The organism is Streptomyces sp. NBC_01341 (assembly GCF_035946055.1).
Classification (GTDB): domain Bacteria; phylum Actinomycetota; class Actinomycetes; order Streptomycetales; family Streptomycetaceae; genus Streptomyces.
This window is the reverse complement of record NZ_CP108364.1, coordinates 5,798,096-5,823,766: the sequence shown is the minus strand read 5'-3', so window position 1 is coordinate 5,823,766 and position 25,671 is coordinate 5,798,096. Positions and strand designations below refer to the sequence as shown.

The 25,671-nt window shown below is 68.0% G+C and carries 22 protein-coding genes and 3 rRNA genes; 6 read left to right on the top strand and 19 right to left on the bottom strand.

From position 1 onward, the window contains the following. Nucleotides 1–15 precede the first annotated feature (15 nt). Genes OG206_RS25635 through OG206_RS25625 form a run of 3 tightly spaced genes read right to left on the bottom strand, consistent with a single transcriptional unit; the run spans nucleotide 16 to nucleotide 2,064 of the window. The gene (locus OG206_RS25635; RefSeq protein ID WP_327120036.1) at nucleotides 16–939 is read right to left on the bottom strand and encodes an NAD kinase; all 924 of its coding nucleotides are present in this window, start codon (nucleotides 937–939) and stop codon (nucleotides 16–18) included. Continuing rightward, nucleotides 936–1,751: a TlyA family RNA methyltransferase gene (locus OG206_RS25630; RefSeq protein WP_327120034.1), complete on the bottom strand. Its 816-nt coding sequence runs from the start codon at nucleotides 1,749–1,751 to the stop codon at nucleotides 936–938. The genes OG206_RS25635 and OG206_RS25630 overlap by 4 nt, the downstream gene beginning before the upstream one ends. 7 nt (nucleotides 1,752–1,758) lie before the next feature. Then, a complete protein-coding gene (locus OG206_RS25625) occupies nucleotides 1,759–2,064 on the bottom strand; it encodes a hypothetical protein (protein WP_327120032.1) in 306 nt (101 codons plus the stop codon). Between the two features lie 42 nt (nucleotides 2,065–2,106). Between OG206_RS25625 and OG206_RS25620 the strand changes: the two genes are divergently transcribed. After that, nucleotides 2,107–2,454 (top strand): SCP2 sterol-binding domain-containing protein, encoded by a 348-nt coding sequence (locus OG206_RS25620; protein WP_327120030.1) that lies wholly within the window; start codon nucleotides 2,107–2,109, stop codon nucleotides 2,452–2,454. Nucleotides 2,455–2,484: 30 nt separating this feature from the next. Here OG206_RS25620 and OG206_RS25615 read toward each other — a convergent pair whose 3' ends face one another. The 4 genes from OG206_RS25615 to OG206_RS25600 all read right to left on the bottom strand — a co-directional run bounded on the left by OG206_RS25615 (nucleotide 2,485) and on the right by OG206_RS25600 (nucleotide 6,559). Continuing rightward, a complete protein-coding gene (locus OG206_RS25615) occupies nucleotides 2,485–3,288 on the bottom strand; it encodes an ABC transporter ATP-binding protein (RefSeq protein WP_327120028.1) in 804 nt (267 codons plus the stop codon). Between the two features lie 56 nt (nucleotides 3,289–3,344). Beyond that, nucleotides 3,345–4,403: a FecCD family ABC transporter permease gene (locus OG206_RS25610; RefSeq protein ID WP_327120026.1), complete on the bottom strand. Its 1,059-nt coding sequence runs from the start codon at nucleotides 4,401–4,403 to the stop codon at nucleotides 3,345–3,347. Then, nucleotides 4,400–5,416, bottom strand: a complete 1,017-nt coding sequence (locus tag OG206_RS25605) for a FecCD family ABC transporter permease (protein WP_327122401.1) — start codon at nucleotides 5,414–5,416, stop codon at nucleotides 4,400–4,402. Before OG206_RS25605 ends, OG206_RS25610 begins: the two co-directional genes overlap by 4 nt. 114 nt (nucleotides 5,417–5,530) lie before the next feature. Beyond that, entirely contained in the window at nucleotides 5,531–6,559 is a 1,029-nt protein-coding gene (locus OG206_RS25600; protein ID WP_327120024.1) for an HAD hydrolase-like protein, read from the bottom strand. A gap of 72 nt (nucleotides 6,560–6,631) precedes the next feature. Between OG206_RS25600 and OG206_RS25595 the strand changes: the two genes are divergently transcribed. Then, complete coding sequence (locus OG206_RS25595) at nucleotides 6,632–7,912, top strand: DUF1015 domain-containing protein (protein ID WP_327120022.1); 1,281 nt, start codon at nucleotides 6,632–6,634, stop codon at nucleotides 7,910–7,912. A gap of 107 nt (nucleotides 7,913–8,019) precedes the next feature. Here OG206_RS25595 and OG206_RS25590 read toward each other — a convergent pair whose 3' ends face one another. From OG206_RS25590 to OG206_RS25565, 5 genes are all read right to left on the bottom strand, one after another. Further along, nucleotides 8,020–8,796: a hypothetical protein gene (locus OG206_RS25590; protein WP_327122400.1), complete on the bottom strand. Its 777-nt coding sequence runs from the start codon at nucleotides 8,794–8,796 to the stop codon at nucleotides 8,020–8,022. Between the two features lie 1,582 nt (nucleotides 8,797–10,378). Continuing rightward, nucleotides 10,379–10,495: ribosomal RNA gene (gene rrf / locus OG206_RS25580) — 5S ribosomal RNA — on the bottom strand. A gap of 132 nt (nucleotides 10,496–10,627) precedes the next feature. Further along, a 23S ribosomal RNA gene (locus OG206_RS25575) occupies nucleotides 10,628–13,753 on the bottom strand. A 296-nt stretch (nucleotides 13,754–14,049) separates the two neighbouring features. After that, nucleotides 14,050–15,575: ribosomal RNA gene (locus OG206_RS25570) — 16S ribosomal RNA — on the bottom strand. Together the 16S, 23S and 5S rRNA genes form the textbook arrangement of a ribosomal RNA operon. A 663-nt stretch (nucleotides 15,576–16,238) precedes the next feature. Continuing rightward, nucleotides 16,239–16,850, bottom strand: coding sequence for a DNA-3-methyladenine glycosylase (locus OG206_RS25565; protein ID WP_327120020.1), 612 nt, complete (start codon nucleotides 16,848–16,850; stop codon nucleotides 16,239–16,241). A 178-nt stretch (nucleotides 16,851–17,028) separates the two neighbouring features. On the opposite strand from OG206_RS25565, the gene OG206_RS25560 reads away from it, so the two are divergent. The 3 genes from OG206_RS25560 to OG206_RS25550 all read left to right on the top strand — a co-directional run bounded on the left by OG206_RS25560 (nucleotide 17,029) and on the right by OG206_RS25550 (nucleotide 19,050). Continuing rightward, nucleotides 17,029–17,811 carry a sporulation protein gene (locus OG206_RS25560; RefSeq protein ID WP_327120018.1) on the top strand — a complete coding sequence of 261 codons (783 nt, stop codon included), beginning with the start codon at nucleotides 17,029–17,031 and terminating at the stop codon, nucleotides 17,809–17,811. A gap of 56 nt (nucleotides 17,812–17,867) precedes the next feature. Next, nucleotides 17,868–18,401, top strand: a complete 534-nt coding sequence (locus OG206_RS25555; protein WP_327120016.1) for a YbhB/YbcL family Raf kinase inhibitor-like protein — start codon at nucleotides 17,868–17,870, stop codon at nucleotides 18,399–18,401. 142 nt (nucleotides 18,402–18,543) lie between these two features. Then, on the top strand, nucleotides 18,544–19,050 hold the full coding sequence (locus OG206_RS25550; RefSeq protein WP_327120014.1) for an HNH endonuclease: 507 nt from the start codon (nucleotides 18,544–18,546) through the stop codon (nucleotides 19,048–19,050). A gap of 74 nt (nucleotides 19,051–19,124) precedes the next feature. On the opposite strand, the gene OG206_RS25545 is transcribed toward OG206_RS25550, so the two are convergent. From OG206_RS25545 to OG206_RS25530, 4 genes are all read right to left on the bottom strand, one after another. Next, nucleotides 19,125–19,892 carry a sulfite exporter TauE/SafE family protein gene (locus OG206_RS25545; protein WP_442805896.1) on the bottom strand — a complete coding sequence of 256 codons (768 nt, stop codon included), beginning with the start codon at nucleotides 19,890–19,892 and terminating at the stop codon, nucleotides 19,125–19,127. 84 nt (nucleotides 19,893–19,976) lie between these two features. Further along, nucleotides 19,977–20,918, bottom strand: coding sequence for an SPFH domain-containing protein (locus tag OG206_RS25540; RefSeq protein WP_327120010.1), 942 nt, complete (start codon nucleotides 20,916–20,918; stop codon nucleotides 19,977–19,979). A 128-nt stretch (nucleotides 20,919–21,046) separates the two neighbouring features. Continuing rightward, nucleotides 21,047–21,475, bottom strand: a complete 429-nt coding sequence (locus OG206_RS25535) for an NfeD family protein (protein WP_327120008.1) — start codon at nucleotides 21,473–21,475, stop codon at nucleotides 21,047–21,049. Between the two features lie 65 nt (nucleotides 21,476–21,540). Further along, the gene (locus tag OG206_RS25530; RefSeq protein ID WP_327120007.1) at nucleotides 21,541–22,341 is read right to left on the bottom strand and encodes an ABC transporter ATP-binding protein; all 801 of its coding nucleotides are present in this window, start codon (nucleotides 22,339–22,341) and stop codon (nucleotides 21,541–21,543) included. A gap of 120 nt (nucleotides 22,342–22,461) precedes the next feature. On the opposite strand from OG206_RS25530, the gene OG206_RS25525 reads away from it, so the two are divergent. Beyond that, the gene (locus tag OG206_RS25525; RefSeq protein ID WP_327120005.1) at nucleotides 22,462–23,241 is read left to right on the top strand and encodes a hypothetical protein; all 780 of its coding nucleotides are present in this window, start codon (nucleotides 22,462–22,464) and stop codon (nucleotides 23,239–23,241) included. Nucleotides 23,242–23,303: 62 nt separating this feature from the next. On the opposite strand, the gene OG206_RS25520 is transcribed toward OG206_RS25525, so the two are convergent. The 3 genes from OG206_RS25520 to OG206_RS25510 form a co-directional block, all read right to left on the bottom strand. Beyond that, nucleotides 23,304–23,561, bottom strand: coding sequence for a chaplin family protein (locus OG206_RS25520; protein WP_103516352.1), 258 nt, complete (start codon nucleotides 23,559–23,561; stop codon nucleotides 23,304–23,306). Between the two features lie 166 nt (nucleotides 23,562–23,727). Beyond that, entirely contained in the window at nucleotides 23,728–24,372 is a 645-nt protein-coding gene (locus OG206_RS25515) for a response regulator transcription factor (RefSeq protein WP_327120001.1), read from the bottom strand. Next, on the bottom strand, nucleotides 24,365–25,510 hold the full coding sequence (locus OG206_RS25510; protein WP_327119999.1) for a GAF domain-containing sensor histidine kinase: 1,146 nt from the start codon (nucleotides 25,508–25,510) through the stop codon (nucleotides 24,365–24,367). The genes OG206_RS25515 and OG206_RS25510 overlap by 8 nt, the downstream gene beginning before the upstream one ends. Nucleotides 25,511–25,671: the final 161 nt, after the last annotated feature.

Below are 25,671 nucleotides of genomic sequence, written 5' to 3'. Positions count from 1 at the left end.
CAGCGCGGCCGCGGATCAGTGCGGAGCGCCCCGCCAGCCCTGCACGGGCAGCGCGAACTTGGCCACCAGGCGGTCGGTGAACGATGCCTGGTGGAGCCGCGCTAGCCGCACGGGCACCGCACCGCGCCGCACCTCGACCCTGGCCCCGGCGGGCAGCTCGACCGTCCGGCGCCCGTCGCACCACAGCACGCCGTGCGGCGTGTGCGGCTGGACCTCCACGGCCAGCACCGAGTCGGGCGAGGTCACCAGCGGCTTGGCGAACAGCGCGTGGGCGCTGATCGGCACCATGAGCAGTGCCTCGACCTCCGGCCAGACGACGGGGCCGCCCGCCGAGAAGGCGTACGCGGTCGATCCCGTCGGGGTGGCGCAGACGATCCCGTCGCAGCCGAAGCCGGTCACGGGCCGGCCGTCGATCTCCAGGACGACCTCCAGCATCCGCTCGGGCGAGACCTTCTGCACCGCGGCCTCGTTGAGCGCCCAGTCGGTGTGCACGATGTCACCGTTGCTGCGCACGACGACGTCGAGCGTCATGCGTTCCTCGACCTTGTAGGCCCGGGTGACGACCCGGTCGACGACCTTGTCCAGGTCGTCCCGCTCGGCCTCGGCCAGGAAACCCACCCGTCCGAGGTTGACGCCGAGCATGGGGACGCCGGAGGCGCGGGAGATCTCGGCACCGCGCAGCAGCGTCCCGTCCCCGCCGAGGACGATCAGCAGCTCGCATCCGTCCACCGCCGTCGGCGTGGCGGACGTCACCGTCTCCACGGACGGTGGCAGCGGCAGGTCCTCGGCCTCCGCGGCCAGCACGCGGACGCCGAGGCCGTGCGCCAGCAGGCCCTGGACGACGAGCTCGGCGCTGCGGATGGCGGCCGGACGGCCGGTGTGTGCGAGAAGGAAGACAGTTCGTTCCGGGTTACCGGTTTGTGCCGCATGCGTCGTCAACGGGGCCCCTCCGCCACTGCACGATCGACGTCCGCGGGATCCAGCTCAGGTGCGCCGGCCCGCAGCCACAGAAAGTATTCAACATTTCCCGACGGCCCGGGCAGCGGGCTCGCCGTCACCCCCAGGACGCCGAGGCCGAGCAGTCCGGCCCGGCGCGCCACCTCGCGTACCGCTTCGGCCCGCAGCTCGGGACTGCGGACCACACCGCCGCTGCCGAGGCGCTCCTTGCCCACCTCGAACTGCGGCTTGACCATGAGCACCAGGTCGGCGTCGGGAGCCGCGCAGCGCGCGAGAGCGGGCAGCACAAGGCCGAGCGGGATGAACGACAGATCTCCGACCACCAGGTCCACCGCCTTCCCGTCGATCTGCTCCAGCGTCAGCTCACGTACGTTGGTACGGTCCTTGACGGTGACACGTTCATCCGACTGGAGCGACCAGGCGAGCTGGCCGTACCCGACGTCGACGGCGACGACGTGACCGGCCCCGGCGCGCAGCAGCACGTCCGTGAACCCGCCGGTCGAGGCCCCTGCGTCCAGGGCCCGCCGTCCCTCGATCCGCAGCCCCAGGGGCGCGAAGGCGGTGATGGCGCCCGCGAGTTTGTGGCCACCCCGTGAGACGTACTCCGGATCGCTGTCGTCCTTGACGACGACGACGGCGGCACTGGTCTCGACCTGGGTCGCCGGCTTGGTCGCCGTGTTGCCGCCGACGGTCACCCGCCCCGCTGCGATCAGCTGGCTCGCGTGCTCACGCGAGCGGGCGAGCTTGCGGCGTACCAGCTCGGCGTCGAGGCGGCGACGTGCCACTCCTGCCACGTTCGGTTCAGCTCCTGATGTCGTGCACGGGCGTCGGTGCGGGCCCGGCGTCCAGAGCGGTCAGCTCTTCGCGCAGCCCACGGTGTACATCCTCGTACACCCCGGTGTGGCCGTCGGCGGCGAGGTGGTCGGCGTCGGCCAGCCGCTCCAGCCGCGCGTCCACCGCGGCGTGACCTGTCGGGGTGCGCGCGACGCCGAGAGGCTCGGGCGGGGCGGGGTCGTACGAGGGCGCGGGAGGCGCGGCGGGCGGTGCGGACGCGCCGTCCGCCTCAGCCTGCTGCGCCGTGTCCGGCCCCGGCATCCAGTCGCTCATGCGGGAACGCTACCCCGAAGGGCCGGTGTACCGTCGGTGACGATGGCGACCATGGAGGAGTGCCGCAGCGCACTCGACACACTTTCCGGCAATCTGGCGGGCGCGGACGGCGACGTGCGCGGTGCCGCCGACCTCGACCGCTCGCTGAGCTGCCACATCAGGGATCTCGACGTGACGTTCACCGGACGGCTGGCGCACGGCCGGATCCAGGTCGTGGACACCCTCGACGGCCCGCCCAGGGAGAAGGCCGAGATCCGGCTCGCCATGACCGGCGACGACCTGGTGGCCATGGTCGACGGCAGGCTGAACTTCGCGAAGGCCTGGGCGTCCGGCCGGGTACGTCTGGAGGCGGGCTTCCGCGATCTGCTGAAGCTCAAGTCCATGCTCTGAGCCGGACGGGACCGGTGGGCGGGGCGGGCCTCAGACGGCGGCCCCCGAGCGCTTCCTGCGGGCCGCCGGCACCACCAGCGGCGTCCCCGTCTCCGGGTCGTCGATCACCTGGCACCTCATCCCGAAGACCTGCTCGACGAGTTCCGCCGTGACGATGTCGCCGGGCGCCCCCTCGGCGACGACCTTCCCCCCTCGCATGGCGATGAGGTGGGTCGCGTAGCGGGCCGCGTGGTTGAGGTCGTGCAGCACGGCGACCAGGGTGCGCCCCCGCGTCTCGTGCAGTTCGGCACAAAGGTCCAGCACGTCGATCTGGTGCTGGATGTCGAGGTACGTCGTCGGTTCGTCGAGCAGCAGCAGCGGGGTCTGCTGGGCTAGCGCCATGGCGATCCAGACGCGCTGGCGCTGGCCGCCGGACAGTTCGTCGACGTAGCGGTCGGCGAGTTCCCCGACGCCGGTCGACTCCATGGACTCCTTCACGATCCGCTCGTCCTCGGGCGACCACTGGCGCAGCAGTCCCTGGTGGGGGTAGCGGCCGCGGGAGACGAGGTCCGCAACGGTGATGCCGTCGGGGGCTATGGAGGACTGGGGCAGCAGGCCCAGCGTCCTCGCGACCTTCTTCGCGGGCAGCCGGTGGATGGACTCCCCGTCCAGCAGGACGTCCCCGCTGCTCGGTTTCAGCATCCGGGAGAGTGCGCGCAGGAGTGTCGACTTGCCGCAGGCGTTGGGCCCGACGACGACGGTGAACGAGCGGTCGGGTATCTCGACCGAGAGGTTCTCGGCGATGACACGCTGGTCGTAGCCGAGGGTCACCGAGTCCGCGGTGAGGCGCTGCATGGTCGTACTCCCGGAATCGGTGGGCGTGCTCTGCGAGGGGTCCGGCGTGCCTGGCTTCATATGCGTCCCGCCCGGCGCTCGGCCACCAGCAGCCACAGCAGATAGCAGCCGCCGAGAACGCCCGTGACCACGCCCACGGGGAGCTGACGGTCCCCGAACGCGTTCATCGCCGTCCAGTCGGCGACGAGGAGCAGAGCCGCGCCCGTGCCGGCCGCTGCTGCCAGGTTGGGCCCGGGGGCACGGGTCAGCCGCCGGGCGACCTGCGGGGCGCTCAGCGGCACGAAGACGATGGGGCCCGCGGCGGCGGTCGCGACGGCGACGAGCAGGACGGCGCTGCCCAGCAGGACGAGCCTGGTGCGCTCCACCTTCACGCCCAGGGCGTGCGCCGCATCGTCGCCCATCTCGATCATGCGGAGCGCCCGGCCGTGTCCCAGGATCACCGGGAGCAGCGCGCAGCAGACGGCGAGCAGCGGCCACACCTGGGCCCAGTCCCTGCCGTCCAGGGAGCCGGTCATCCAGACGACGGCCCGGGTGGCGTCGACGAGGTTGGCCTTGGTGATCAGGTAGTGGATCGCCGCGGTGAGCATGGCGGCCGCGCCGATGCCGACGAGGACGAGCCGGTAGCCGTGCACGCCGCGCTTCCAGGCCAGCAGGTGGACCGCCACCCCGGTCAGCAGGCCACCGGCGACGGCGCCGGCGGCGACCTCGGTGGGTCCGCCGTGGACGAGCACGATCACGGCGAGGGCGCCGACCGCTGCACCCTGTCCGAAGCCGAGCACATCGGGGCTGCCGAGCGGGTTGCGCGAGACGCTCTGGAAGACGGCGCCGCCGACACCGAGCGCGGCGCCGACGAGGAGCCCGACCAGGACCCTCGGCAGCCGCAGTTCCGTGACGATGAACTTCTGTTGGAAGGTCCCGTTGCCGGACAGTGTGGTGACGACCTCACCGGGGGACATCGGATAGTCGCCGCTGCCGATGAGCACCAGGGCCACGAAGGCCGCCACTCCGACGAGCAGCGCGATCACCGCGAAGGCCCGGGCGTCCACCCGGAAGGAGAACCCGCCGGCCGTCCGCACGGCGTGGACCGTCCTGGTGGTGTCCTGCGCGGCCTTCACAGCTGGGCCATCCTCTTGCGTCGTACGAGATGGATGAAGACGGGTCCGCCGAGCAGCGCGGTGACGATGCCGACCTGCAGCTCGGAGGGCCGGGCGGCGACCCGGCCGACCACGTCGGCGCCGAGCAGCAGCACGGGCGCGAGGACGGCCGCGTACGGCAGGATCCACCGCATGTCGGGCCCGGTGATGGTGCGGACGAGGTGCGGGATCATCAGCCCGATGAAGACGATCGGACCGCAGGCCGCGGTCGCGGCCCCGCAGAGCAGGGTGACGGACACCATGGCGAGGACGCGGGTGCGGGTCAGGTGCGCGCCGAGCGCCTTGGCGGTGTCGTCGCCCATCTCCAGGGCGTTGAGCGGCCGGGCGATGAGCAGCGACAGCACCACGCCGGCCGCGATGAACGGCCAGACCTTGCCGACGGTCTCCGTGTTGGCGGAGGCCAGCGACCCGACGGTCCAGAAGCGCAGCCGGTCCAGGGCCGCCGAGTCCAGCAGCTGGACGGCGTTGACGTAGCCGAACAGCGCCGCGGTGACCGCCGTGCCGGCGAGTGCCAGCCGTACGGGGTTCGCCGACCGGCTGCCGCCGAGGAGGTACACGGCCACCGACACCAGGGCGGCGCCGCCGAACGCGAACCAGACGTATCCCGTCAGGGATGTGACGCCGAAGAAGCTGATGGCCGAGACGACGGCGGCGGCCGCGCCCGCGTTGACGCCCAGCAGCCCGGGCTCGGCGAGCGGGTTGCGGGTCAGCGCCTGCATCACCGCCCCGGCGAGTCCGAGGGCGGCCCCGACGATCAGCCCGAGCACGGTGCGCGGAACTCTCACGTCCCGGACGAGAACGTCGCCGTTCGTCCCGGAGTAGTGGAACAGGCCGTGCCACACGTCGGAGAGCGGCAGGGCCTTGGCGCCGACCGCGACACTCGCCAGACACACCAGCACCAGGACGCCCACGGACACCAGGAGACCGGCTGCGCGGAACGCATGGCGCCCGGCGCGCCCGGACGTGTCCGGCACGGCTGCGGGACCGGAACGCGATTCGGGGGGACTCTCGACCAACACGTGGTTAGGTTAGCCTATCCTCCCACAGTGCCAACTCTGCGGTAGCGCACCGGGTCCGGGACTCCGGCCCTAGAGGTCCAGTTCCGCCACGGCCTTGGCCCAGTCCAGCCCGCACGCCCCGTCCCCTGCATGCGTCCACGCGGCCGCGCACAGGGCCCGCAGCCCGTCGACGGGGTCGCCACCACCGTCCAGCGCGAGCGCGTCCCCGCGCGCCAGGGCCGTCCAGCCGCCGCAGCGGAACCCGTCCCCCTCCGGCGACACCTCGGGCTGGCCGGTCAGCAGGCCCCGCAGGTCCCGGTCCACATAGGTCGGCCGGTACTTGGGTTCGGCCGCCAGCAGCTGCGCGGCGTCGGTCACCCCGGTGAGCACGAGCAGCGAGTCCACGCCACCGTTGAACGCCCCCTCGATATCCGTGTCCAGGCGGTCCCCCACCACCAGCGGCCGCTCCGCCCCGGTCCGCAGCACCGTCTCGCGGTGCATCGGGGGCAGCGGCTTGCCCGCCACCTGCGGCTCGGCCCCGGTCGCGATGCGGACGACCTCCACCGCGGCGCCGTTGCCCGGCGCGATGCCCCTGGCGCTCGGGATCGTCAGATCCGTGTTGGACGCGAACCACACCGCCCCGCCCGCGATCGCGTACGCCGCCTCGGCGAACCGGCCCCACGGAAGGTCGGGCCCGCCGTATCCCTGCGCCACGGCGACCGGCTCGTCGTCGGCGGACTCCACCGGCACCAGGCCCCTCTCCCGGAGGGCGACGCGCAGTCCCTCACCGCCGACCACGAGCACACGCGCCCCGGGCGGCAGCTGATCGGCCATCAGCCGGGCCACCGCCTGCGCGGACGTGATGACGTCACCGGGCTCGGCAGGCACTCCGAGCTCCGTCAGGTGCCCCGCCACGGCGTCCGGAGTCCGCAGGGCGTTGTTCGTCACGTACGCCAGCCGCATGCCACCCTCCCGGGCACTGGCCAGCGACTCGACCGCGTGGCCGATCGCGTGCCCGCCCGCGTACACCACACCGTCCAGATCGAGCAGAGCGGTGTCGTACGCCTCGCTGAGCGCCTCGCTGCTCCCGAGCGGCCGGGACCTGTACTGCTGACTCATATGCCTGCGCTCCTCTTTCCATGCTTCTCCCCCGATCATCGCGCATCGCGGGAGCGCACATACGATGCACAAATGAACACATCCGGGCCCGCCGCCGGCAGGGGACTGCGGCTGACCCCCTTCCGCGGACTGCGGTACGTCCCCGACCGGGTCGGCAGCCTGGCGGCGGTGACCTCGCCACCGTACGACGTCGTCGTACGGCCGGACGGTCTGCACCATCTCGAGTCCGCGGACCCGCACAACATCGTGCGGCTGATCCTCCCGCAGGCCGGCACGGCCGCCGAACGCCACCGGCAGGCCGCCGCGACCCTGAAGAAGTGGCTCGCGGAGGGCGTGCTCGCACCGGACCCGGAACCCGTGCTCTACGTCTACGAGCAGAGTTCCGGTGACATCCTCCAGCGCGGCGTGATCGGCGCCCTCACGCTCTCCCCCGCGTCGGAGGGAATCGTGATGCCTCACGAGGACGTGATGGCCGACATCGTCGAGGACCGGGCCGACCTGATGCGGACCGTGGCGGCGCATCTCGAACCTCTGCTGCTCAGCTACGCGGGGGACGGCGGGCCGAACGGCGCGGCGGCCGTCATCGAGCGGGTCGCGGAACGCCCGCCCCTGCTCGACACGACCACCGAGGACGGGTTCGGCCACCGCCTCTGGGCCGTCTCGGATCCCGACGAGCGGGCCCGCATCGAGTCCGACCTCTCCCGCCGCCAGGCGCTGATCGCCGACGGCCACCACCGATGGGCCACCTACCTGCGACTCCAGCGGGAACAATCGACCCCGGGACCCTGGGACTTCGGCCTCGTGCTGCTCGTCGACACGGCCCGCTACCCGCTGCGCGTACGCGCCATCCACCGGCTGTTGCACCGGTTCCCGGTCGCCCGGGCACTCCAAGCCCTCGACGGCCGCTTCCGTGTCCGTCCCGTCGACCTGCCCCTTCCGGCGGCGCTCGACGCCCTGGCGGAGGCCACCTCGGAGAGCAACGCCTTCCTGCTCGCGGGCGACGGCCGCTTCTACCTGGCCGACCGGCCCGACGAACGCCTGCTGGCCCGTACGATCCGCGCGGACCGGCCGGCCGCCTGGCGGACCCTGGACGCGACGGTGCTGCACTCCACACTCCTCGACGAGGTCTGGGGCATCCCTGACGACCCGCAGCACATCGCCTACATCCACGACGCAGCAGCGGTGGTGGAGCAGGCGGAACGGTATGACGCCACGGCGGTCCTGATACATCCGGTACGCGAGGAAGTCGTCCGGCACCTGGCCCGACAGGGTGTCACGATGCCCCGGAAGTCGACATCGTTCGGCCCGAAGCCGGCCACGGGACTGGTCCTGCGGAGCCTCGGCACCGGCTGAGCCGGCGGCCGCACGAACGCCTGGAGTCAGGGCTGCGGATGGCCCGGAACGCACGAAGGGGCGGCACCCGCGTGGGTGCCGCCCCTTCGTGCGCGCCTCAGGCGAGGTCAGGCCTTCGCGGATCCATCCGCGTCGTCGTCCTCGTCGTCCTCGTCGTGCTCGTCCAGGTCGTCGTGCTCGTCCAGGTCGTCCTCGACAGGAACGTCCCGCTCGGCCGGCTCGTGCTCGCCGGCATCGGCCGTCGCGACGGACCGCTCGTCGTCGTCGCCGAGCGCGTCCACGAACTCCACACCGTCGAGTGCGGCCAGGCGGTCGGACGCGTCGGTCGCACCATCCTTGTCCGCCTCCAGAGCCTTGCCGAACCACTCACGGGCCTCGTCCTCGCGGCCGGCTTCCAGGAGCGCGTCGGCGTAGGCGTAACGCAGGCGGGGAGTCCACGAGTGGACCGCGTTGGAGGCGAGTTCAGGACCCTGCAGTGTGACGATGGCCGCGTCGATCTGCCCCATGTCCCTCCGGGCGCCGGCGGCGACCAGGCGCATCTCGACCTGACCGGCCTTGTCCAGCTTCTGCACCTCGGGCTCACCGGCCATGGCCATCGCCCGCTCGGGACGCCCGAGGCCGCGCTCGCAGTCGGCCATGACGGGCCACAACTCCACGGACCCGGTCATACGCCGCGACGCGCGGAACTCGGCCAGTGCCTCGGCGTACTTCTGCGTGGCGTACGCGGCGAAGCCCGCGGCCTCACGAACGGCGGCGACCCTCGAGGCCAGCCGCAGCGCGATGCGGGAGTACGCGTACGCCTGGTCCGGGTCGTCGTCGATCAGACGGGCGACCATGACGAGGTTCCGCGCGACGTCCTCGGCGAGGGTCTTCGGCAGGCTCATGAGCTCCTGCCGTACGTCCTTGTCGATCTCGTGGCCGGTGACGTCGTCGGGGATCGGGAGCCGCTTGATGGGCTCACGGTCCCGGTCGTCACGTCCCTGGTAACCACCGCGGTCGTCACGGCCACGGAAGCCTCCACGGTCGCCGCCCCGGTCGTTGTCGCGGCGCGGACCACGGTCGCCACGGTCGTCGCGGCGGAAACCGCCACCGCTGCCACTGCGGCTGTCGTCGCGGCGGAAGCCACCACCGGTGTTGCCGCTGCGGTCGTCGTCGCGGCGCGGGCCGCGCGGGCGGTCGTCGCGACGCTCGAAGCCGCCGGCGGGGCGGCCGCCACGGTCATCACGCTGACCGCCGCGGAATCCACCACGGTCGTCCTCACGCCGCGGAGCACGGTCATCACGACGGAAATTGCTCGGACGGTCGTCCTCACGGCGCGGGCCGCGGTCACGGTCGTCGCGGCGGAAGCCACCACCGGTGCTGCCGCCACGGTTGTCGTCACGGCGGAAACCACCACCGGTGCTGCCGCCACGGTTGTCGTCACGGCGGAAACCACCACCGGTGCTGCCGCCACGGTTGTCGTCACGGCGGAAACCACCACCGGTGTTGCCGCTGCGGTCGTCGTCGCGGCGCGGGCCGCGCGGGCGGTCGTCGCGGCGCTCGAAACCGCCGACGGGACGGCCGCCACGGTCATCACGCTGACCGCCGCGGAATCCACCACGGTCGTCCTCACGCCGCGGAGCACGGTCATCACGACGGAAGCCACCACCGGTACTGCCGCCACGGCTGTCGTCACGGCGGAAGCCGCCGGGGCGGTCGTCGTCGCGGCGCGGGCCGCGCGGGCGGTCGTCACGGCGCTCGAAGCCGCCACCACGGTTGTCGTCGCGGCGGAAGCCACCACCGGCGCTGCCACCGCGGCTGTCGTCACGGCGGAAGCCGCCGGGGCGGTCGTCGTCGCGGCGCGGGCCGCGCGGGCGGTCGTCGCGACGCTCGAAACCGCCGACGGGACGGCCGCCACGGTCATCACGCTGACCGCCGCGGAATCCACCACGGTCGTCCTCACGCCGCGGAGCACGGTCATCACGACGGAAGCCACCACCGGTACTGCCGCCACGGCTGTCGTCACGGCGGAAGCCGCCGGGGCGGTCGTCGTCGCGGCGCGGGCCGCGCGGGCGGTCGTCGCGACGCTCGAAACCGCCGGCGGGGCGGCCGCCACGGTCATCACGCTGACCGCCGCGGAATCCACCACGGTCGTCCTCACGCCGCGGAGCACGGTCATCACGACGGAAGCCACCACCGGTGCTACCGCCACGGTTGTCGTCACGACGCGGGCCGCGGTCGTTGTCTCGGCGAGGAGCGGACGAACGGTCGTCACGGCCGCCTCGGAAGCCGCCCCTGTCACCACCGTCCCGGCGACGCGGCTCGCGCTCCGGACGGTCGTCGGAAGAGTTGGTGGACATCGGGGTGACTCCTGTCATCGGGTACCACAAACATTCTCGCGCAGTCGACGATCCGACGCGCTTCGGAAAAAACAAAAGGACCCTTGGTCCCAGCATGAACGCTGGGACCAAGGGTCCTTGAAAGATTGTTCGGCGGCGTCCTACTCTCCCACAGGGTCCCCCCTGCAGTACCATCGGCGCTGAAAGGCTTAGCTTCCGGGTTCGGAATGTAACCGGGCGTTTCCCTAACGCAATGACCACCGAAACACTATCGGCCACTCCGCAATGCGGAGTATCGGCACTTAGCGAACAAGCACACTTTTCAATTAAGCAGTGAAACTGTTCAACCAGCACGACTGTTCGTGGCCTGGGAACAACACAGTGGACGCGAGCAACTGAGGACAAGCCCTCGGCCTATTAGTACCAGTCAGCTCCACCCGTTACCGGGCTTCCACATCTGGCCTATCAACCCAGTCGTCTACTGGGAGCCTTAACCACTCAAGGTGGTGGGAATACTCATCTCGAAGCAGGCTTCCCGCTTAGATGCTTTCAGCGGTTATCCTTTCCGAACGTAGCCAACCAGCCATGCCCTTGGCAGGACAACTGGCACACCAGAGGTTCGTCCGTCCCGGTCCTCTCGTACTAGGGACAGCCCTTCTCAATATTCCTACGCGCACAGCGGATAGGGACCGAACTGTCTCACGACGTTCTAAACCCAGCTCGCGTACCGCTTTAATGGGCGAACAGCCCAACCCTTGGGACCGACTCCAGCCCCAGGATGCGACGAGCCGACATCGAGGTGCCAAACCATCCCGTCGATATGGACTCTTGGGGAAGATCAGCCTGTTATCCCCGGGGTACCTTTTATCCGTTGAGCGACAGCGCTTCCACAAGCCACTGCCGGATCACTAGTCCCGACTTTCGTCCCTGCTCGACCCGTCGGTCTCACAGTCAAGCTCCCTTGTGCACTTACACTCAACACCTGATTGCCAACCAGGCTGAGGGAACCTTTGGGCGCCTCCGTTACTCTTTAGGAGGCAACCGCCCCAGTTAAACTACCCATCAGACACTGTCCCTGATCCGGATCACGGACCCAGGTTAGACATCCAGCACGACCAGAGTGGTATTTCAACGGCGACTCCACAACCACTGGCGTGGCTGCTTCAAAGTCTCCCACCTATCCTACACAAGCCGAACCGAACACCAATATCAAACTATAGTAAAGGTCCCGGGGTCTTTCCGTCCTGCTGCGCGAAACGAGCATCTTTACTCGTAGTGCAATTTCACCGGGCCTATGGTTGAGACAGTCGAGAAGTCGTTACGCCATTCGTGCAGGTCGGAACTTACCCGACAAGGAATTTCGCTACCTTAGGATGGTTATAGTTACCACCGCCGTTTACTGGCGCTTAAGTTCTCAGCTTCGCACACCCGAAAGTGCACTAACCGGTCCCCTTAACGTTCCAGCACCGGGCAGGCGTCAGTCCGTATACATCGCCTTACGGCTTCGCACGGACCTGTGTTTTTAGTAAACAGTCGCTTCTCGCTGGTCTCTGCGGCCACCCCCAGCTCATGGAGTAAATCCAATCACCAGTGATGGCCCCCCTTCTCCCGAAGTTACGGGGGCATTTTGCCGAGTTCCTTAACCATAGTTCACCCGAACGCCTCGGTATTCTCTACCTGACTACCTGAGTCGGTTTAGGGTACGGGCCGCCATGAAACTCGCTAGAGGCTTTTCTCGACAGCATAGGATCATCCACTTCACCACAATCGGCTCGGCATCAGGTCTCAGCCTTAATGTGTGACGGATTTGCCTACCACACGGCCTACACCCTTACCCCGGGAACAACCATCGCCCGGGTTGGACTACCTTCCTGCGTCACCCCATCGCTTACCTAGTACAAGTCTGGTTCGTCGGCTCCACCACTACCCTCAACTCCGAAGAGATCGGGCCGGCTTCACGGACTTAGCATCGCCTGATTCAGTATTGGGCGTTTCAAAGCGGGTACCGGAATATCAACCGGTTGTCCATCGACTACGCCTGTCGGCCTCGCCTTAGGTCCCGACTTACCCTGGGCAGATCAGCTTGACCCAGGAACCCTTAGTCAATCGGCGCACACGTTTCTCACGTGTGTATCGCTACTCATGCCTGCATTCTCACTCGTGAACCGTCCACAACTCGCTTCCGCGGCTGCTTCACCCGGCACACGACGCTCCCCTACCCATCCATACTCCCGTTGGGGATATATGTATGAATGACACGACTTCGGCGGTACGCTTGAGCCCCGCTACATTGTCGGCGCGGAATCACTTGACCAGTGAGCTATTACGCACTCTTTCAAGGGTGGCTGCTTCTAAGCCAACCTCCTGGTTGTCTCTGCGACTCCACATCCTTTCCCACTTAGCGTACGCTTAGGGGCCTTAGTCGATGCTCTGGGCTGTTTCCCTCTCGACCATGGAGCTTATCCCCCACAGTCTCACTGCCGTGCTCTCACTTACCGGCATTCGGAGTTTGGCTAAGGTCAGTAACCCGGTAGGGCCCATCGCCTATCCAGTGCTCTACCTCCGGCAAGAAACACACGACGCTGCACCTAAATGCATTTCGGGGAGAACCAGCTATCACGGAGTTTGATTGGCCTTTCACCCCTAACCACAGGTCATCCCCCAGGTTTTCAACCCTGGTGGGTTCGGTCCTCCACGAAGTCTTACCTCCGCTTCAACCTGCCCATGGCTAGATCACTCCGCTTCGGGTCTAGAGCGTGCAACTCAATCGCCCTATTCGGACTCGCTTTCGCTACGGCTTCCCCACACGGGTTAACCTCGCTACACACCGCTAACTCGCAGGCTCATTCTTCAAAAGGCACGCAGTCACGACGCACCGAGCAAGCTCGATGCGCGACGCTCCCACGGCTTGTAGGCACACGGTTTCAGGTACTATTTCACTCCGCTCCCGCGGTACTTTTCACCATTCCCTCACGGTACTATCCGCTATCGGTCACCAGGGAATATTTAGGCTTAGCGGGTGGTCCCGCCAGATTCACACGGGATTTCTCGGGCCCCGTGCTACTTGGGTGTCTCTCAAACGAGCCGTTGATGTTTCAGCTACGGGGGTCTTACCCTCTACGCCGGACCTTTCGCATGTCCTTCGCCTACACCAACGGTTTCTGACTCGTCTCACAGTCGGCAGACTATGAAAGAGAGATCCCACAACCCCGCATGCGCAACCCCTGCCGGGTATCACACGCATACGGTTTGGCCTCATCCAGTTTCGCTCGCCACTACTCCCGGAATCACGGTTGTTTTCTCTTCCTGCGGGTACTGAGATGTTTCACTTCCCCGCGTTCCCTCCACACTGCCTATGTGTTCAGCAGCGGGTGACAGCCCATGACGACTGCCGGGTTTCCCCATTCGGAAACCCCCGGATCAAAGCTTGGTTGACAGCTCCCCGGGGACTATCGTGGCCTCCCACGTCCTTCATCGGTTCCTGGTGCCAAGGCATCCACCGTGCGCCCTTAAAAACTTGGCCACAGATGCTCGCGTCCACTGTGCAGTTCTCAAACAACGACCAGCCACCCATCACCCCACCCTTACAGGTGAGTGCACTGGGGCCGGCAACCGAAGGCAGCCTCACGGCCATACCTTCAGATACCCAACAGCGTGCCCGACCCGACCAACCCGTTCCCGTTTTCCACGCCGAAGCAGTACTCACAAAAACTTGCCGATCGTGCCGAATAGTCAACGTTCCACCCATGAGCTAACCACCGTCGAACATTTGCCGACGTAGTGGCTCTGGATTCCTTGCGGAATCTAGATGCTCCTTAGAAAGGAGGTGATCCAGCCGCACCTTCCGGTACGGCTACCTTGTTACGACTTCGTCCCAATCGCCAGTCCCACCTTCGACAGCTCCCTCCCACAAGGGGTTGGGCCACCGGCTTCGGGTGTTACCGACTTTCGTGACGTGACGGGCGGTGTGTACAAGGCCCGGGAACGTATTCACCGCAGCAATGCTGATCTGCGATTACTAGCAACTCCGACTTCATGGGGTCGAGTTGCAGACCCCAATCCGAACTGAGACCGGCTTTTTGAGATTCGCTCCGCCTCGCGGCATCGCAGCTCATTGTACCGGCCATTGTAGCACGTGTGCAGCCCAAGACATAAGGGGCATGATGACTTGACGTCGTCCCCACCTTCCTCCGAGTTGACCCCGGCAGTCTCCTGTGAGTCCCCATCACCCCGAAGGGCATGCTGGCAACACAGAACAAGGGTTGCGCTCGTTGCGGGACTTAACCCAACATCTCACGACACGAGCTGACGACAGCCATGCACCACCTGTATACCGACCACAAGGGGGGCACCATCTCTGATGCTTTCCGGTATATGTCAAGCCTTGGTAAGGTTCTTCGCGTTGCGTCGAATTAAGCCACATGCTCCGCTGCTTGTGCGGGCCCCCGTCAATTCCTTTGAGTTTTAGCCTTGCGGCCGTACTCCCCAGGCGGGGAACTTAATGCGTTAGCTGCGGCACCGACGACGTGGAATGTCGCCAACACCTAGTTCCCAACGTTTACGGCGTGGACTACCAGGGTATCTAATCCTGTTCGCTCCCCACGCTTTCGCTCCTCAGCGTCAGTAATGGCCCAGAGATCCGCCTTCGCCACCGGTGTTCCTCCTGATATCTGCGCATTTCACCGCTACACCAGGAATTCCGATCTCCCCTACCACACTCTAGCTAGCCCGTATCGAATGCAGACTCGGGGTTAAGCCCCGAGCTTTCACATCCGACGTGACAAGCCGCCTACGAGCTCTTTACGCCCAATAATTCCGGACAACGCTTGCGCCCTACGTATTACCGCGGCTGCTGGCACGTAGTTAGCCGGCGCTTCTTCTGCAGGTACCGTCACTTTCGCTTCTTCCCTGCTGAAAGAGGTTTACAACCCGAAGGCCGTCATCCCTCACGCGGCGTCGCTGCATCAGGCTTTCGCCCATTGTGCAATATTCCCCACTGCTGCCTCCCGTAGGAGTCTGGGCCGTGTCTCAGTCCCAGTGTGGCCGGTCGCCCTCTCAGGCCGGCTACCCGTCGTCGCCTTGGTAGGCCATTACCCCACCAACAAGCTGATAGGCCGCGGGCTCATCCTTCACCGCCGGAGCTTTTAACCCCGCCCCATGAGGGACAGAGTGTTATCCGGTATTAGACCCCGTTTCCAGGGCTTGTCCCAGAGTGAAGGGCAGATTGCCCACGTGTTACTCACCCGTTCGCCACTAATCCACCCCGAAAGGCTTCATCGTTCGACTTGCATGTGTTAAGCACGCCGCCAGCGTTCGTCCTGAGCCAGGATCAAACTCTCCGTGAATGTTTTCCCGTAATCGGGATCACAACACGAGAGCGGAACAACCAGGTCGGAATATGACCGGTTGTTCACAGCGTCCTCGCTGTTGTTGCCTACCGGATCCGAAGATCCCGCAGGACTTTTCAAAGGAACCACCAACCTGCCGAAGCAGGCCGGGGTATCAACATATCTGGCGTTGACTTTTGGCACGCTGTTGAGTTCTCAAGGAACGGACGCTTCCTTCGGTCCCGTTTCACCGGGGCCCTCCGGGCGCTTCCCTTCGTTCTTGCGTTTCCGACTCTATCAGACTCTTTCGTGTCCGATTCCCGGTCGAAGCGGGCTACTGCTTGTTTCGCTTTCCAGTTCTTCGCTTTCGCGTTTCCCTTTCGGCGTGCCACTACGTTAACCGATTTCCGCTGCGACTCATAATCGAGCCGTTGGGCACATTCCGGCATGCCGAAATTGCACCCGCCAGGGGTGAATCGTAGGTAGTGGTTGGCCCTCTCACGATGCCGCGACCCGGTCCGATGGACCGTGCCGACACCTGCATCCGTTCAAGCGGCTCGGACTATATTAGGGAAACAGCGGGGGCGAGTCAAGTCGCGCCACCCGTTCGGGCATCACACCTCGCGCTCACACATCGCGCCGGCTCACCGGGGCGAGCCGCCGGGCAGGACGCACAGGCGCTCAGGCGCCGCCGGACGGCCTGGCTCTCGGGCTCAGCCGGTAGGCCGAAACCGTCGGATCACCGTCCAGGTAGAAGCGGTGCTGCCAGTCGTGTGCCTTGCTCACGCCGACCCGAGGACCGGACCGGATGAGCGTCGGGGATACCGGCTCGCCCTCGGACAGCGCGACCGGGGCGCCACTCAGGAGGTCTGCGCCGTCGTGCTCCGCGGTGATGCCCAGCGCCTGGCAGAAGTTCCCCGGACCCCGCGCGAGGCGTGGACTCTCGACCTGGTCCCCTCGGCGCTCGCGGGCAAGGTCCTCCCCCTCGATGACCTTGCCCGCCCTGATGAGGACAGCGGTGGCCGTCCCCTCGCTCCCGGTGACGACGTTGGCGCACCAGTGGAGTCCGTGGGACCGGTACACGTACAGGTGTCCCGCAGGTCCGAACATGACGGCGTTCCGGGGTGTCCTGCCCCGGTAGGCGTGGGAGGCGGGGTCGGCCGAACCGGAGTACGCCTCGGTCTCCGTGATGGCGATACTCACGGTTCCCTCCGGCGTCTCGTGGGTCATGACGGCACCGAGCAGCCGGGGGGCGACTTCCTCAGCGGGGTGAGCGAGCTTCCCGATGTTCATGCCGACCTGCCTGACGTGCCTTGGGTGAAACAGACGTACGAATGCCCCGGGGTGGGGCCGGACATCGTGCTGTTGCGGGCGGTCCTGCCCGTGGCGTCCGAGGGTACTGGGGTCGTCTTCCCGGGAACCGGCTACGGTCGTGGCGCGTATGTAGGGGTCAGGAACTAGGAGGAAAAACATGGGCTTCAAGCGGCTGCTCGCGAGCATGGGTGCCGGCGGTGCTTCGGTGGAGACCGAACTCACCGAGGTCAACGTCGTGCCCGGCGGGGTCGTCCAGGGTGAGGTGCGGATCCAGGGCGGATCCGTGGACCAGCAGATCGAGGGGCTCTCGGTCGGCCTGCAGGCCCGGGTCGAGGTCGAGGGTGGGGACCAGGAGACCAAGCAGGACATCGAGTTCGCCAAGCTGCGCCTGGGCGGGGCCTTCGAGGCGAAGGCGGGCGCGGTGCACGTGGTGCCGTTCGGCCTGGAGATCCCGTGGGAGACCCCGGTCACCATGTTCGGCGGCCAGCAGCTCCGCGGCATGAACATCGGTGTGACGACCGAACTGGAGATCGCCCGGGCCCTGGACTCCGGCGACCTCGACCCGATCAACGTGCACCCGCTGCCCGCACAGCAGGCCATCCTGGACGCCTTCGGGCAGCTGGGCTTCGGCTTCCGGAGCGCCGACATGGAGCGCGGACACATCCGCGGTACGCGCCAGCGCCTGCCGTTCTACCAGGAGATCGAGTTCTTCCCGCCGCAGCAGTACCGGGGCCTGCACCAGGTCGAGCTGACCTTCGTCGCGGACGACCGTGAGATGGACGTCGTGCTGGAGATGGACAAGAAGCCGGGGCTCTTCAGCGAGGGCAGCGACTCCTACCGCGCGTTCAAGGTCGGGCTGAACGACTACCAGGGCACTGACTGGGCGGCGTACCTCAACCAGTGGCTCGCGCAGGTCGGCGGACAGCGCAACTGGCTCTGACACCCCCTAGGGTCGGTGGGAAGACACCGCACAAGCCGATCAGGAGAGGTGCTGACGTGAGCGAGCCGAAGAGGGCCCCGCTGCCGCACGACTTCCATCCCGAGGTCCCTTCGTTCACCGTGGTGAGCGAGGATCTGGCGCCCGGCACGGTACTGGCCGACGCCCAGGTGCACGCTGCGGGGAACACGTCACCGCAGTTGCGGTGGGAGGGGTTCCCCGAGGGGACGAAGAGCTTCGCCGTGACGTGCTTCGACCCGGACGCTCCGACGGGCAGCGGGTTCTGGCACTGGGTGCTCTTCGACATCCCGGCTTCGGTCACGGAACTCCCGGCGGGCGCCGGGAGCGGCGATTTCGCGGGGCTGCCGGGCGGCGCCGTCCAGGCCCGTAACGACTACGGCTCGAAGGACTTCGGCGGCGCTGCGCCGCCGGCCGGCGAGACGCACCGTTATGTGTTCACCGTCTATGCGGTGGACACGGAGAAGCTCGGACCGGACAGTGACACGCCGCCCGCGGCTGTCGGATTCAACCTGCGCTTCCACACCGTGGGCCGCGCCCAGCTGATCGGGGAGTACACCGCTCCCGCGAGCTGATGTTTCACCCGCTGTTTGCCCTGCCCTGGTCTTGGAGAGACCAGGGCAGGGCATTTTTTTATTGCGTTGTCCATCACGGCTCGCCCGGCCAGAGTTGATCCGGGCCCGCGGATACGCGGGCGGCACACGGGAGGTGGGCAGGATGCGGGACACACTGGTGCTCAACGCGAGCTTCGAGCCGCTGTCGACGGTGACGCTCAACCGTGCGGTGGTCCTGATCCTGCAGGACAAGGCCGTCGTCGAGCAGTCGCACCCCGGACTCCGTATGCGAGGGGCCGCCGTCGACATCCCGGTCCCCCAGGTGATCAGGCTCTGCCGGTACGTGCGGGTGCCGTTCCGAAGACACGCTCCGTGGTCCAGACGGGGTGTGCTCATACGGGACCAGCACCGGTGCGCGTACTGCGGGCGGCGGGCCAGCACCGTGGACCATGTCGTGCCGCGCGCCCAGGGCGGTCAGGACACCTGGCTGAACACCGTGGCGTCGTGCGCGGAGGACAATCACCGCAAAGCGGCCCGGACTCCCGAGCAGGCGGGTATGCCGCTGCTGAGGGAGCCGTTCGTCCCGTCGCCCGCCGACGCGATGCTGCTGGCGCTGGGTGCCGGAGAACGGTCCGCACTGCCGGACTGGCTGGCGCGGTCCGCGGCATGACGGCCGGCGGATCATGACCTGCGTGCGCTGACCGGAGCCCGTCCCCTCGTACAGGAGGGACGGGCTGCCGTCGTTCAGCGGAGCAGCAACTGGACGATCGCGGCGCTGCCCACGACGACGATGAGCGCCCGGAGGAACCCGGGGCTGAGGCGGCGTCCGGCCTTGGCCCCGATCTGGCCGCCGATCGCCGACCCGGCCGCGATGAGCACGACGGCCGTCCAGTCGAAGTCCGCGACGAAGAGGAAGAACAGTGCGGCAACGCTGTTGACGACGGCGGCGAGGACGTTCTTGACAGCGTTGAGGCGCTGCATCGTGTCGTCGAGCAGCATGCCCATCAGGGAGAGGTAGATGATGCCCTGCGCGGCGGTGAAGTAGCCCCCGTAGACGCTGGCGAGCATCAGGCCGACGAACAGCAGGGGGCCGCCGTCGTTCCGGGCCGGGGTGCCGGTCCGCTCGCGCCTGCGCTGGACTGCCTTGCTGATGCGGGGCTGCAGGATGACCAGGACGAGGGCGAGGCCCACCAGGACGGGGACGATGGTCTCGAACGCCGTGGAAGGCAGGGAGAGCAGGAGCGTGGCCCCGGTGAGGCCGCCCATCAGTGCGCCGATGCTCAGCTTGAGGATGCGGCGGCGCTGGCCGGCGAGTTCCTTGCGGTAGCCGATGGCGCCGCTGACGGAACCGGGGATCAGGCCGAGCGCGTTGGAGACGGTGGCGGTGACGGGCGGCAGTCCCGTGGCGAGGAGTACGGGGAAGGTGATCAACGTGCCGGAGCCGACGATGGTGTTGATCGTGCCGGCGCCCACTCCGGCCGCGAAGACCGCGAGAATTTCCCAGATGGACAAGGCCATCTCCTTCGATGGTCAGTGATGCCTCCCCGCCATGAAGGTCGAGGGGCCTCACTGATCATGCACGAAGGTGTCGTCCGGTCAGTCGACCGGGGGCTGCTCCCGTCGCTGCTCCCGTCGCTGCTCGCCGATGTTGAAGCCGGGAGCGCCGCCCCCGAGGTTGCCGAACGCACCGCTGAGTCCCTTGAGCGCGTCGCCGATCTCGCTGGGCACGATCCAGAGTTTGTTGGCGTCGCCCTCGGCGATCTTGGGGAGCATCTGGAGGTACTGGTACGACAGGAGCTTCTGGTCCGGGTCCCCGGCGTGGATGGACTCGAAGACGGTGCGGATGGCCTGGGCCTCGCCCTCGGCGCGGAGGGCCGACGCCTTGGCCTCACCTTCGGCGCGCAGGATCGCGGACTGCTTCTCGCCCTCGGCGGTGAGGATCGCGGACTGCCTGATGCCCTCGGCGGTGAGGATCGCGGCGCGCTTGTCGCGGTCGGCGCGCATCTGCTTCTCCATCGAGTCCTGGATGGAGGTGGGCGGTTCGATCGCCTTGAGTTCGACGCGGTTGACGCGGATGCCCCACTTGCCGGTGGCCTCGTCGAGGACTCCGCGCAGCGCGGCGTTGATCTCCTCGCGGGAGGTCAGGGTCCGCTCGAGGTCCATGCCGCCGATGATGTTGCGGAGTGTGGTGACGGTGAGCTGCTCGATGGCCTGGATGTAGCTGGCGACTTCGTAGGTCGCGGCCCTGGCGTCGGTCACCTGGTAGTAGATGACGGTGTCGATGTTGACGACGAGGTTGTCCTGGGTGATCACCGGCTGCGGCGGGAAGGGGACGACCTGTTCGCGGAGGTCGATCCTGTTGCGGATCGAGTCGATGAACGGGACGACGATGTTCAGCCCGGCGTTGAGTGTGCGGGTGTAGCGGCCGAAGCGCTCCACGATGGCGGCACTGGCCTGCGGGATGACCTGGATCGTCTTGATCAGGGCGATGAAGACGAGCACCACCAGAATGATCAGGACGATGATGATCGGTTGCATCGTGTGCCTCGTGCCCTTCGGTTGCCGACGGATCGCGGTGATCGAGGTCGAACACTCATGACGGTCGCATTCTCATGATGATCGACTTCGAGTGTGGCAGACTGCGGCCTGCCGTGTGACCGGTTCGCTCACATGACGACGGCTGTTGCGCCGTCGATGTCCACGACGTCCACCTGTCGGCCCGGCTCGAAGATCTGGTCACCGTCGAGTGAACGTGCCGACCAGACCTCGCCGGCGAGCTTGATACGTCCGCCGCCGCCGTCCACCCGTTCCAGGACGAGGGCTTGACGGCCTTTCAGTGCGTCGATGCCGCTGGCGTGCGTGGAACGTCCCACCCGTTGGCGCGCGGCGATCGAGCGTACGACCGCGATGAGCGCGACCGACACCACGACGAACACGAGTACTTGGGCGACGATGCCGCCGCCGAGTGCCGCGACCACGGATGCCGCCACCGCTCCGACGGCGAACATCCCGAACTCGGGCATCGCGGTCAGGACGAGGGGGATGCCCAGTCCCACCGCACCGATCAGCCACCACACCCACGCGTCGATGTCCACATGGTCATCGTAGGACCGCGAGTGCCCTTCCCGACAGGGTGCCGGGGAGGTTGGCCGTGGTGCGACTACTGGCCGAGGGGCAGTCCGCGGGCGGTGTAGCGGTCGCCGTGGTGCTCGACGACGAGCGGCAGGCCGAAGCAGAGGGAAAGGTTCCGGGAGCTGAGCTCGGTCTCCATGGGACCGGCGGCCAGCACCTTGCCCTGACGGATCATCAGGACATGGGTGAAGCCGGGCGCGATCTCCTCGACATGGTGAGTGACCATGATCATGGAGGGGGCGTACGGGTCACGCGCCAGCCGGCCCAGGCGGCGGACCAGGTCCTCGCGGCCGCCCAGGTCGAGCCCGGCGGCGGGCTCGTCGAGGAGGAGGAGCTCGGGGTCGGTCATCATGGCGCGGGCGATGAGGGTGCGCTTGCGCTCGCCCTCGGACAGGGTGCCGAACTTCCGGTCGAGGTATTCGGTCATGCCGAGGCGGTCGAGGAAGGCGCGGGCGCGCTCCTCGTCGACGGCTTCGTAGTTCTCGTGCCAGGTGGCCGTCATGCCGTAGGCGGCGGTGAGAACCGTCTGCAGCACGGTCTGGCGCCGGGGGAGCTTTTCGGCCATGGCCACACCGGCGATGCCGATGCGCGGGCGGAGCTCGAAGACGTCGGTGCCGACCCCGCCGAGCCGCTCACCGAGGATCTTGGCGGTGCCGGTGCTCGGGAAGAGGTAGCTGGAGGCGATGTTGAGGAGGGTGGTCTTTCCCGCGCCGTTCGGTCCGAGGATGACCCAGCGCTCCCCCTCCTTGACCGACCAGGAGACGTCGTCCACCAGAGCGCGTCCGTCGCGGACCACGGATACGTCCACCAGCTCCAGTACATCGCTCATGGCGCGTTGTCTCCCCATACAGTGTCGAGATCGTCGCGTGCCTGTGGGCACAGCTCCCAGGGAAAACCTACGCCACCCGGGGAGTGCTCAGGCCCGGGGGCTGTTCCCTAGGCTGTTCCCATGCTTTCGGAACCACGCTCAGGGCGGCTCGCCGCATGGGGAAACGCGCTTCTGGCCGGGCTGGCGTCGCCTGACGACGCCGCGCTCGCGATCGTCGGCGAGGACGCGGTGCACCGCGTCGAAGGGCTGCCCGGTGAGGCGGGGCCCGTCGGGCTCACGCTGGCACTCGGCCGGCTGAGAGGGCTGGGTGCGGCCGGTTTCCGGGTCGCGCTGCCGGTCCCGGGGCACCCGCTGGGGCTCAGCGGGCCGCCGGAGTTCAACGCGCGTGCGCTGGAGGCGGAGGAGGCGGTCGTCACGTTCGGGGCACCGTACGGCCTGGTGCCGGAGGTGACCGAGGCCGGGCCACCGGGGGACCTGCACATCGAGGTGGTGTGGCGCTGTCTGCCGGTGCGGGAGGCGCCGCCGGCGGACGTGCCGTCGCTGGGCGAGGCCGAGCGGGAACTCGCCGAGGCGCTGCGGGACGCGACCGCGGTGCTGTCCCGGCTGGACGTCGCGGGGTCAGGGCCGGTCGCGGAGGCCGCGGTGGACGCCTACCGGGCGCGGGCGGAGCGCGGGCGCGAGGTGCTGGCTCCGGGGTACCCGCCGCGGGCGGTCAGGGTGCTGGAGCTGGCCCAGCGGGTGGGGCTGCTGATCTCGGTGGCCCACGAGAACGGGCACGGAGGCGCCGTGAGCGCCTCGGAGATGGCGGCGCGCGGAGAGGCGCTGCGTCCGGTCGAGCGGGTGGCCCGGCGGGCACAGGTCGCGGCGTACAACGCGTATGTGGAGGAGCGGGGCAGGTGAGGGCGCCGCCCGCCGTGCTGGGCTCGGCCGAGCCGGCACGGCGGGCGGGTGCGAGGCGTCGGTCAGCCGTTCAGGCCGAAGTTGCCGAAGGCCGGGTTGAGCAGGCCCACGACGTTGACCGTGTTGCCGACCACGTTCACCGGGACGCTCACCGGGACCTGGACGAGGTTGCCCGAGACGACGCCCGGGGAGCCCACGGCCTGACCGTGTGCACCGGCGCCTCCGTGGCCGTGGCCCGTGGCGGAGGCGGCTCCGGCACCGGCGGCGATGAGGCCGCCCGCGATCATGGTGACGGCGGCGGCCTTCTTCAGGTTCTTCACTTCAGGATCCTCCTCGCATCGCCGCGGCCGGTCGCCGTGGCACACAGGGAGAACGCCGTCACACAGCCGGAGATACGCCGTCCGGGTGACATACACCCGACAGTATGAATGCCGGATCGGAGTGGAACCGTCCGCTTGTATGACCGCAGGGGCGGGGGAAGCGCCGTCAGCCCGCCGCCCCGTGCCGCACCGCCCACAGGGCGGCCTGCGTCCTGTCCGAGACGTCGAGCTTCATCAGGATGTTCGACACGTGGGTCTTGACCGTCTTCTCCGACAGGACCAGCGCACGGGCGATCTCCCGGTTGGACCTGCCGTCGGCGATGAGGCCCAGCACCTCCCGCTCCCGCTCGGTCAGGGTGCTCCCCCGGCCCGTGCCGGCCCCGCCGTCCTCCTGGGCCAGGAGCGCCCCGGCGACCTCCGGCTGCAGCAGGATGTGACCGGCGTGGACCGAGCGGATGGCGCCGGCGAGGGCGTCGGGGTCCACGTCCTTGTAGACATAGCCCGACGCTCCGGCCCTCAGAGCGGGCACGACCGTGCGCTGCTCGGTGAAACTCGTGACGATCAGCACCTTGGCGGGGTTGTCCAGGTCCCTGAGCCTGCGCAGTGCCTCGATGCCGTCCGTACCCGGCATCTTGATGTCCATCAGGACGACGTCGGGCCGCAGCTCCTCGATCCGGGTGACCCCCTCCGCACCGTCCGACGCCTCACCGACCACCTCTATGTCGTCCTGCACCTCCAGGAACGTGCGCAGCCCCCGGCGGACCACCTGGTGGTCGTCCACCAGCAGCACCTTGATGATCTTGTCAGCCACAGGGGACCTCCATCTGGATCGTGGTGCCCTTGCCGGGCTCCGAGGCGACGGTGAGCCGGCCCCCCACGCTGCCCGCCCGGTGCCGCATGGAGACGAGTCCGAGATGACGGCCCGCACTTCTGGTCAGGTGGGGGTCGAAACCCCGGCCGTCGTCGGTGATCCGCAGCACCGTGGCCGCACCGTGCCGGCCGAGGCTGACGCGTACGTGCCCGGCCCCGGAGTGGCGCAGGGCGTTGTGCAGCGCCTCCTGCGCGACCCGGAGCATCGCCTCCTCCTGGGCGGAGGGCAGGGCGCGTACCCCGGCACTGTCGAAGGTGACCCTGGCACTGTGTGCCCGGTCCATGACCTGGATCTGGGTACGGAGCGTGGCAACGAGACCGTCCTCGTCCAGCGCGGCGGGGCGCAGTTCGACGACGGCGGCGCGGAGTTCGTCCACGGCTTCCCCCGCCAGTGCGGCGACCTGCTGGAGTTCGCCCTTGGCGCGCGCCGGGTCGCGGTCGACCAGGGCCGCGGCGGCCTGGGCGGTGAGCCGCAGCGAGAAGAGTTTCTGGCTGACGGCGTCGTGCAGCTCGTGGGCGAGCCGGGAGCGCTCCTCGGCGATCGTGAGTTCGCGGCTGCGTTCGTAGAGCCGGGCGTTGGTGAGGGCGATGGCCGCGTGCTGGGCGAGGATCCCGAGGAGCTCCTCGTCCTCCTCGGTGAAACCGCAGCCCCCGGTGGGCCTGGGGCAGCGTTTGTTGGCGAGGAAGAGCGCGCCGATGGTCTCGTCGCCGTCCTGGATGGGCAGGCCGAGGAAGTCGGACATGTCGGGGTGGGCGTCGGGCCACCCCTCGAACCGGGGGTCCTTGCGGACGTCGGCCAGGCGCTGGGGCTGTGTCTCGTGGAGCATCGCCGCGAGGATGCCGTGCTGCCGGGGCAGCGGCCCGATGGCCTTCCACTGCTCGTCGCTCACCCCGTCGACGACGAACTGGGCGAAGCCTCCGTGGTCGTCCGGCACGCCCAGCGCGGCGTACTCGGCGTCGAGCAGTTCGCGGGCGGAGGCGACGATCGTCTTGAGGACGTCGCGCATGTCGAGATGCCGGTTCATGGCGAGCAGGGCTGCGCTGACCGCCGCGAGACCCGACGGTGGGCGATGGCTCATGTGCTCACCGTACCGGCGGGGATGGCCGGGCCGTATCGGTCCCTGGACCCCTTCGTCACGGGGCCCGGGTCCTAGGCCGAAGTGCCGTCCGGCGTCGGGGCCGATGGACGAGGCGGCGGGCGGGGGCGGATTCCTAGGTTGGTGACGTCGGAGCACCACGG

Excerpts from the sequence above, each read along its gene's own strand:
- OG206_RS25565 (WP_327120020.1), bottom strand. The coding sequence starts at position 16,850 with ATGAACATCGGGAAGCTCGCTCACCCCGCTGAGGAAGTCGCCCCCCGG.
- OG206_RS25530 (WP_327120007.1), bottom strand. The coding sequence starts at position 22,341 with ATGAGCGATGTACTGGAGCTGGTGGACGTATCCGTGGTCCGCGACGGA.
- OG206_RS25625 (WP_327120032.1), bottom strand. The coding sequence starts at position 2,064 with ATGAGCGACTGGATGCCGGGGCCGGACACGGCGCAGCAGGCTGAGGCG.
- OG206_RS25600 (WP_327120024.1), bottom strand. The coding sequence starts at position 6,559 with ATGAGTCAGCAGTACAGGTCCCGGCCGCTCGGGAGCAGCGAGGCGCTC.
- OG206_RS25595 (WP_327120022.1), top strand. The coding sequence starts at position 6,632 with ATGAACACATCCGGGCCCGCCGCCGGCAGGGGACTGCGGCTGACCCCC.
- OG206_RS25510 (WP_327119999.1), bottom strand. The coding sequence starts at position 25,510 with ATGAGCCATCGCCCACCGTCGGGTCTCGCGGCGGTCAGCGCAGCCCTG.
- OG206_RS25540 (WP_327120010.1), bottom strand. The coding sequence starts at position 20,918 with ATGCAACCGATCATCATCGTCCTGATCATTCTGGTGGTGCTCGTCTTC.
- OG206_RS25615 (WP_327120028.1), bottom strand. The coding sequence starts at position 3,288 with ATGCAGCGCCTCACCGCGGACTCGGTGACCCTCGGCTACGACCAGCGT.
- OG206_RS25550 (WP_327120014.1), top strand. The coding sequence starts at position 18,544 with ATGCGGGACACACTGGTGCTCAACGCGAGCTTCGAGCCGCTGTCGACG.
- OG206_RS25560 (WP_327120018.1), top strand. The coding sequence starts at position 17,029 with ATGGGCTTCAAGCGGCTGCTCGCGAGCATGGGTGCCGGCGGTGCTTCG.
- OG206_RS25525 (WP_327120005.1), top strand. The coding sequence starts at position 22,462 with ATGCTTTCGGAACCACGCTCAGGGCGGCTCGCCGCATGGGGAAACGCG.
- OG206_RS25590 (WP_327122400.1), bottom strand. The coding sequence starts at position 8,796 with ATGAGCCTGCCGAAGACCCTCGCCGAGGACGTCGCGCGGAACCTCGTC.
- OG206_RS25620 (WP_327120030.1), top strand. The coding sequence starts at position 2,107 with ATGGCGACCATGGAGGAGTGCCGCAGCGCACTCGACACACTTTCCGGC.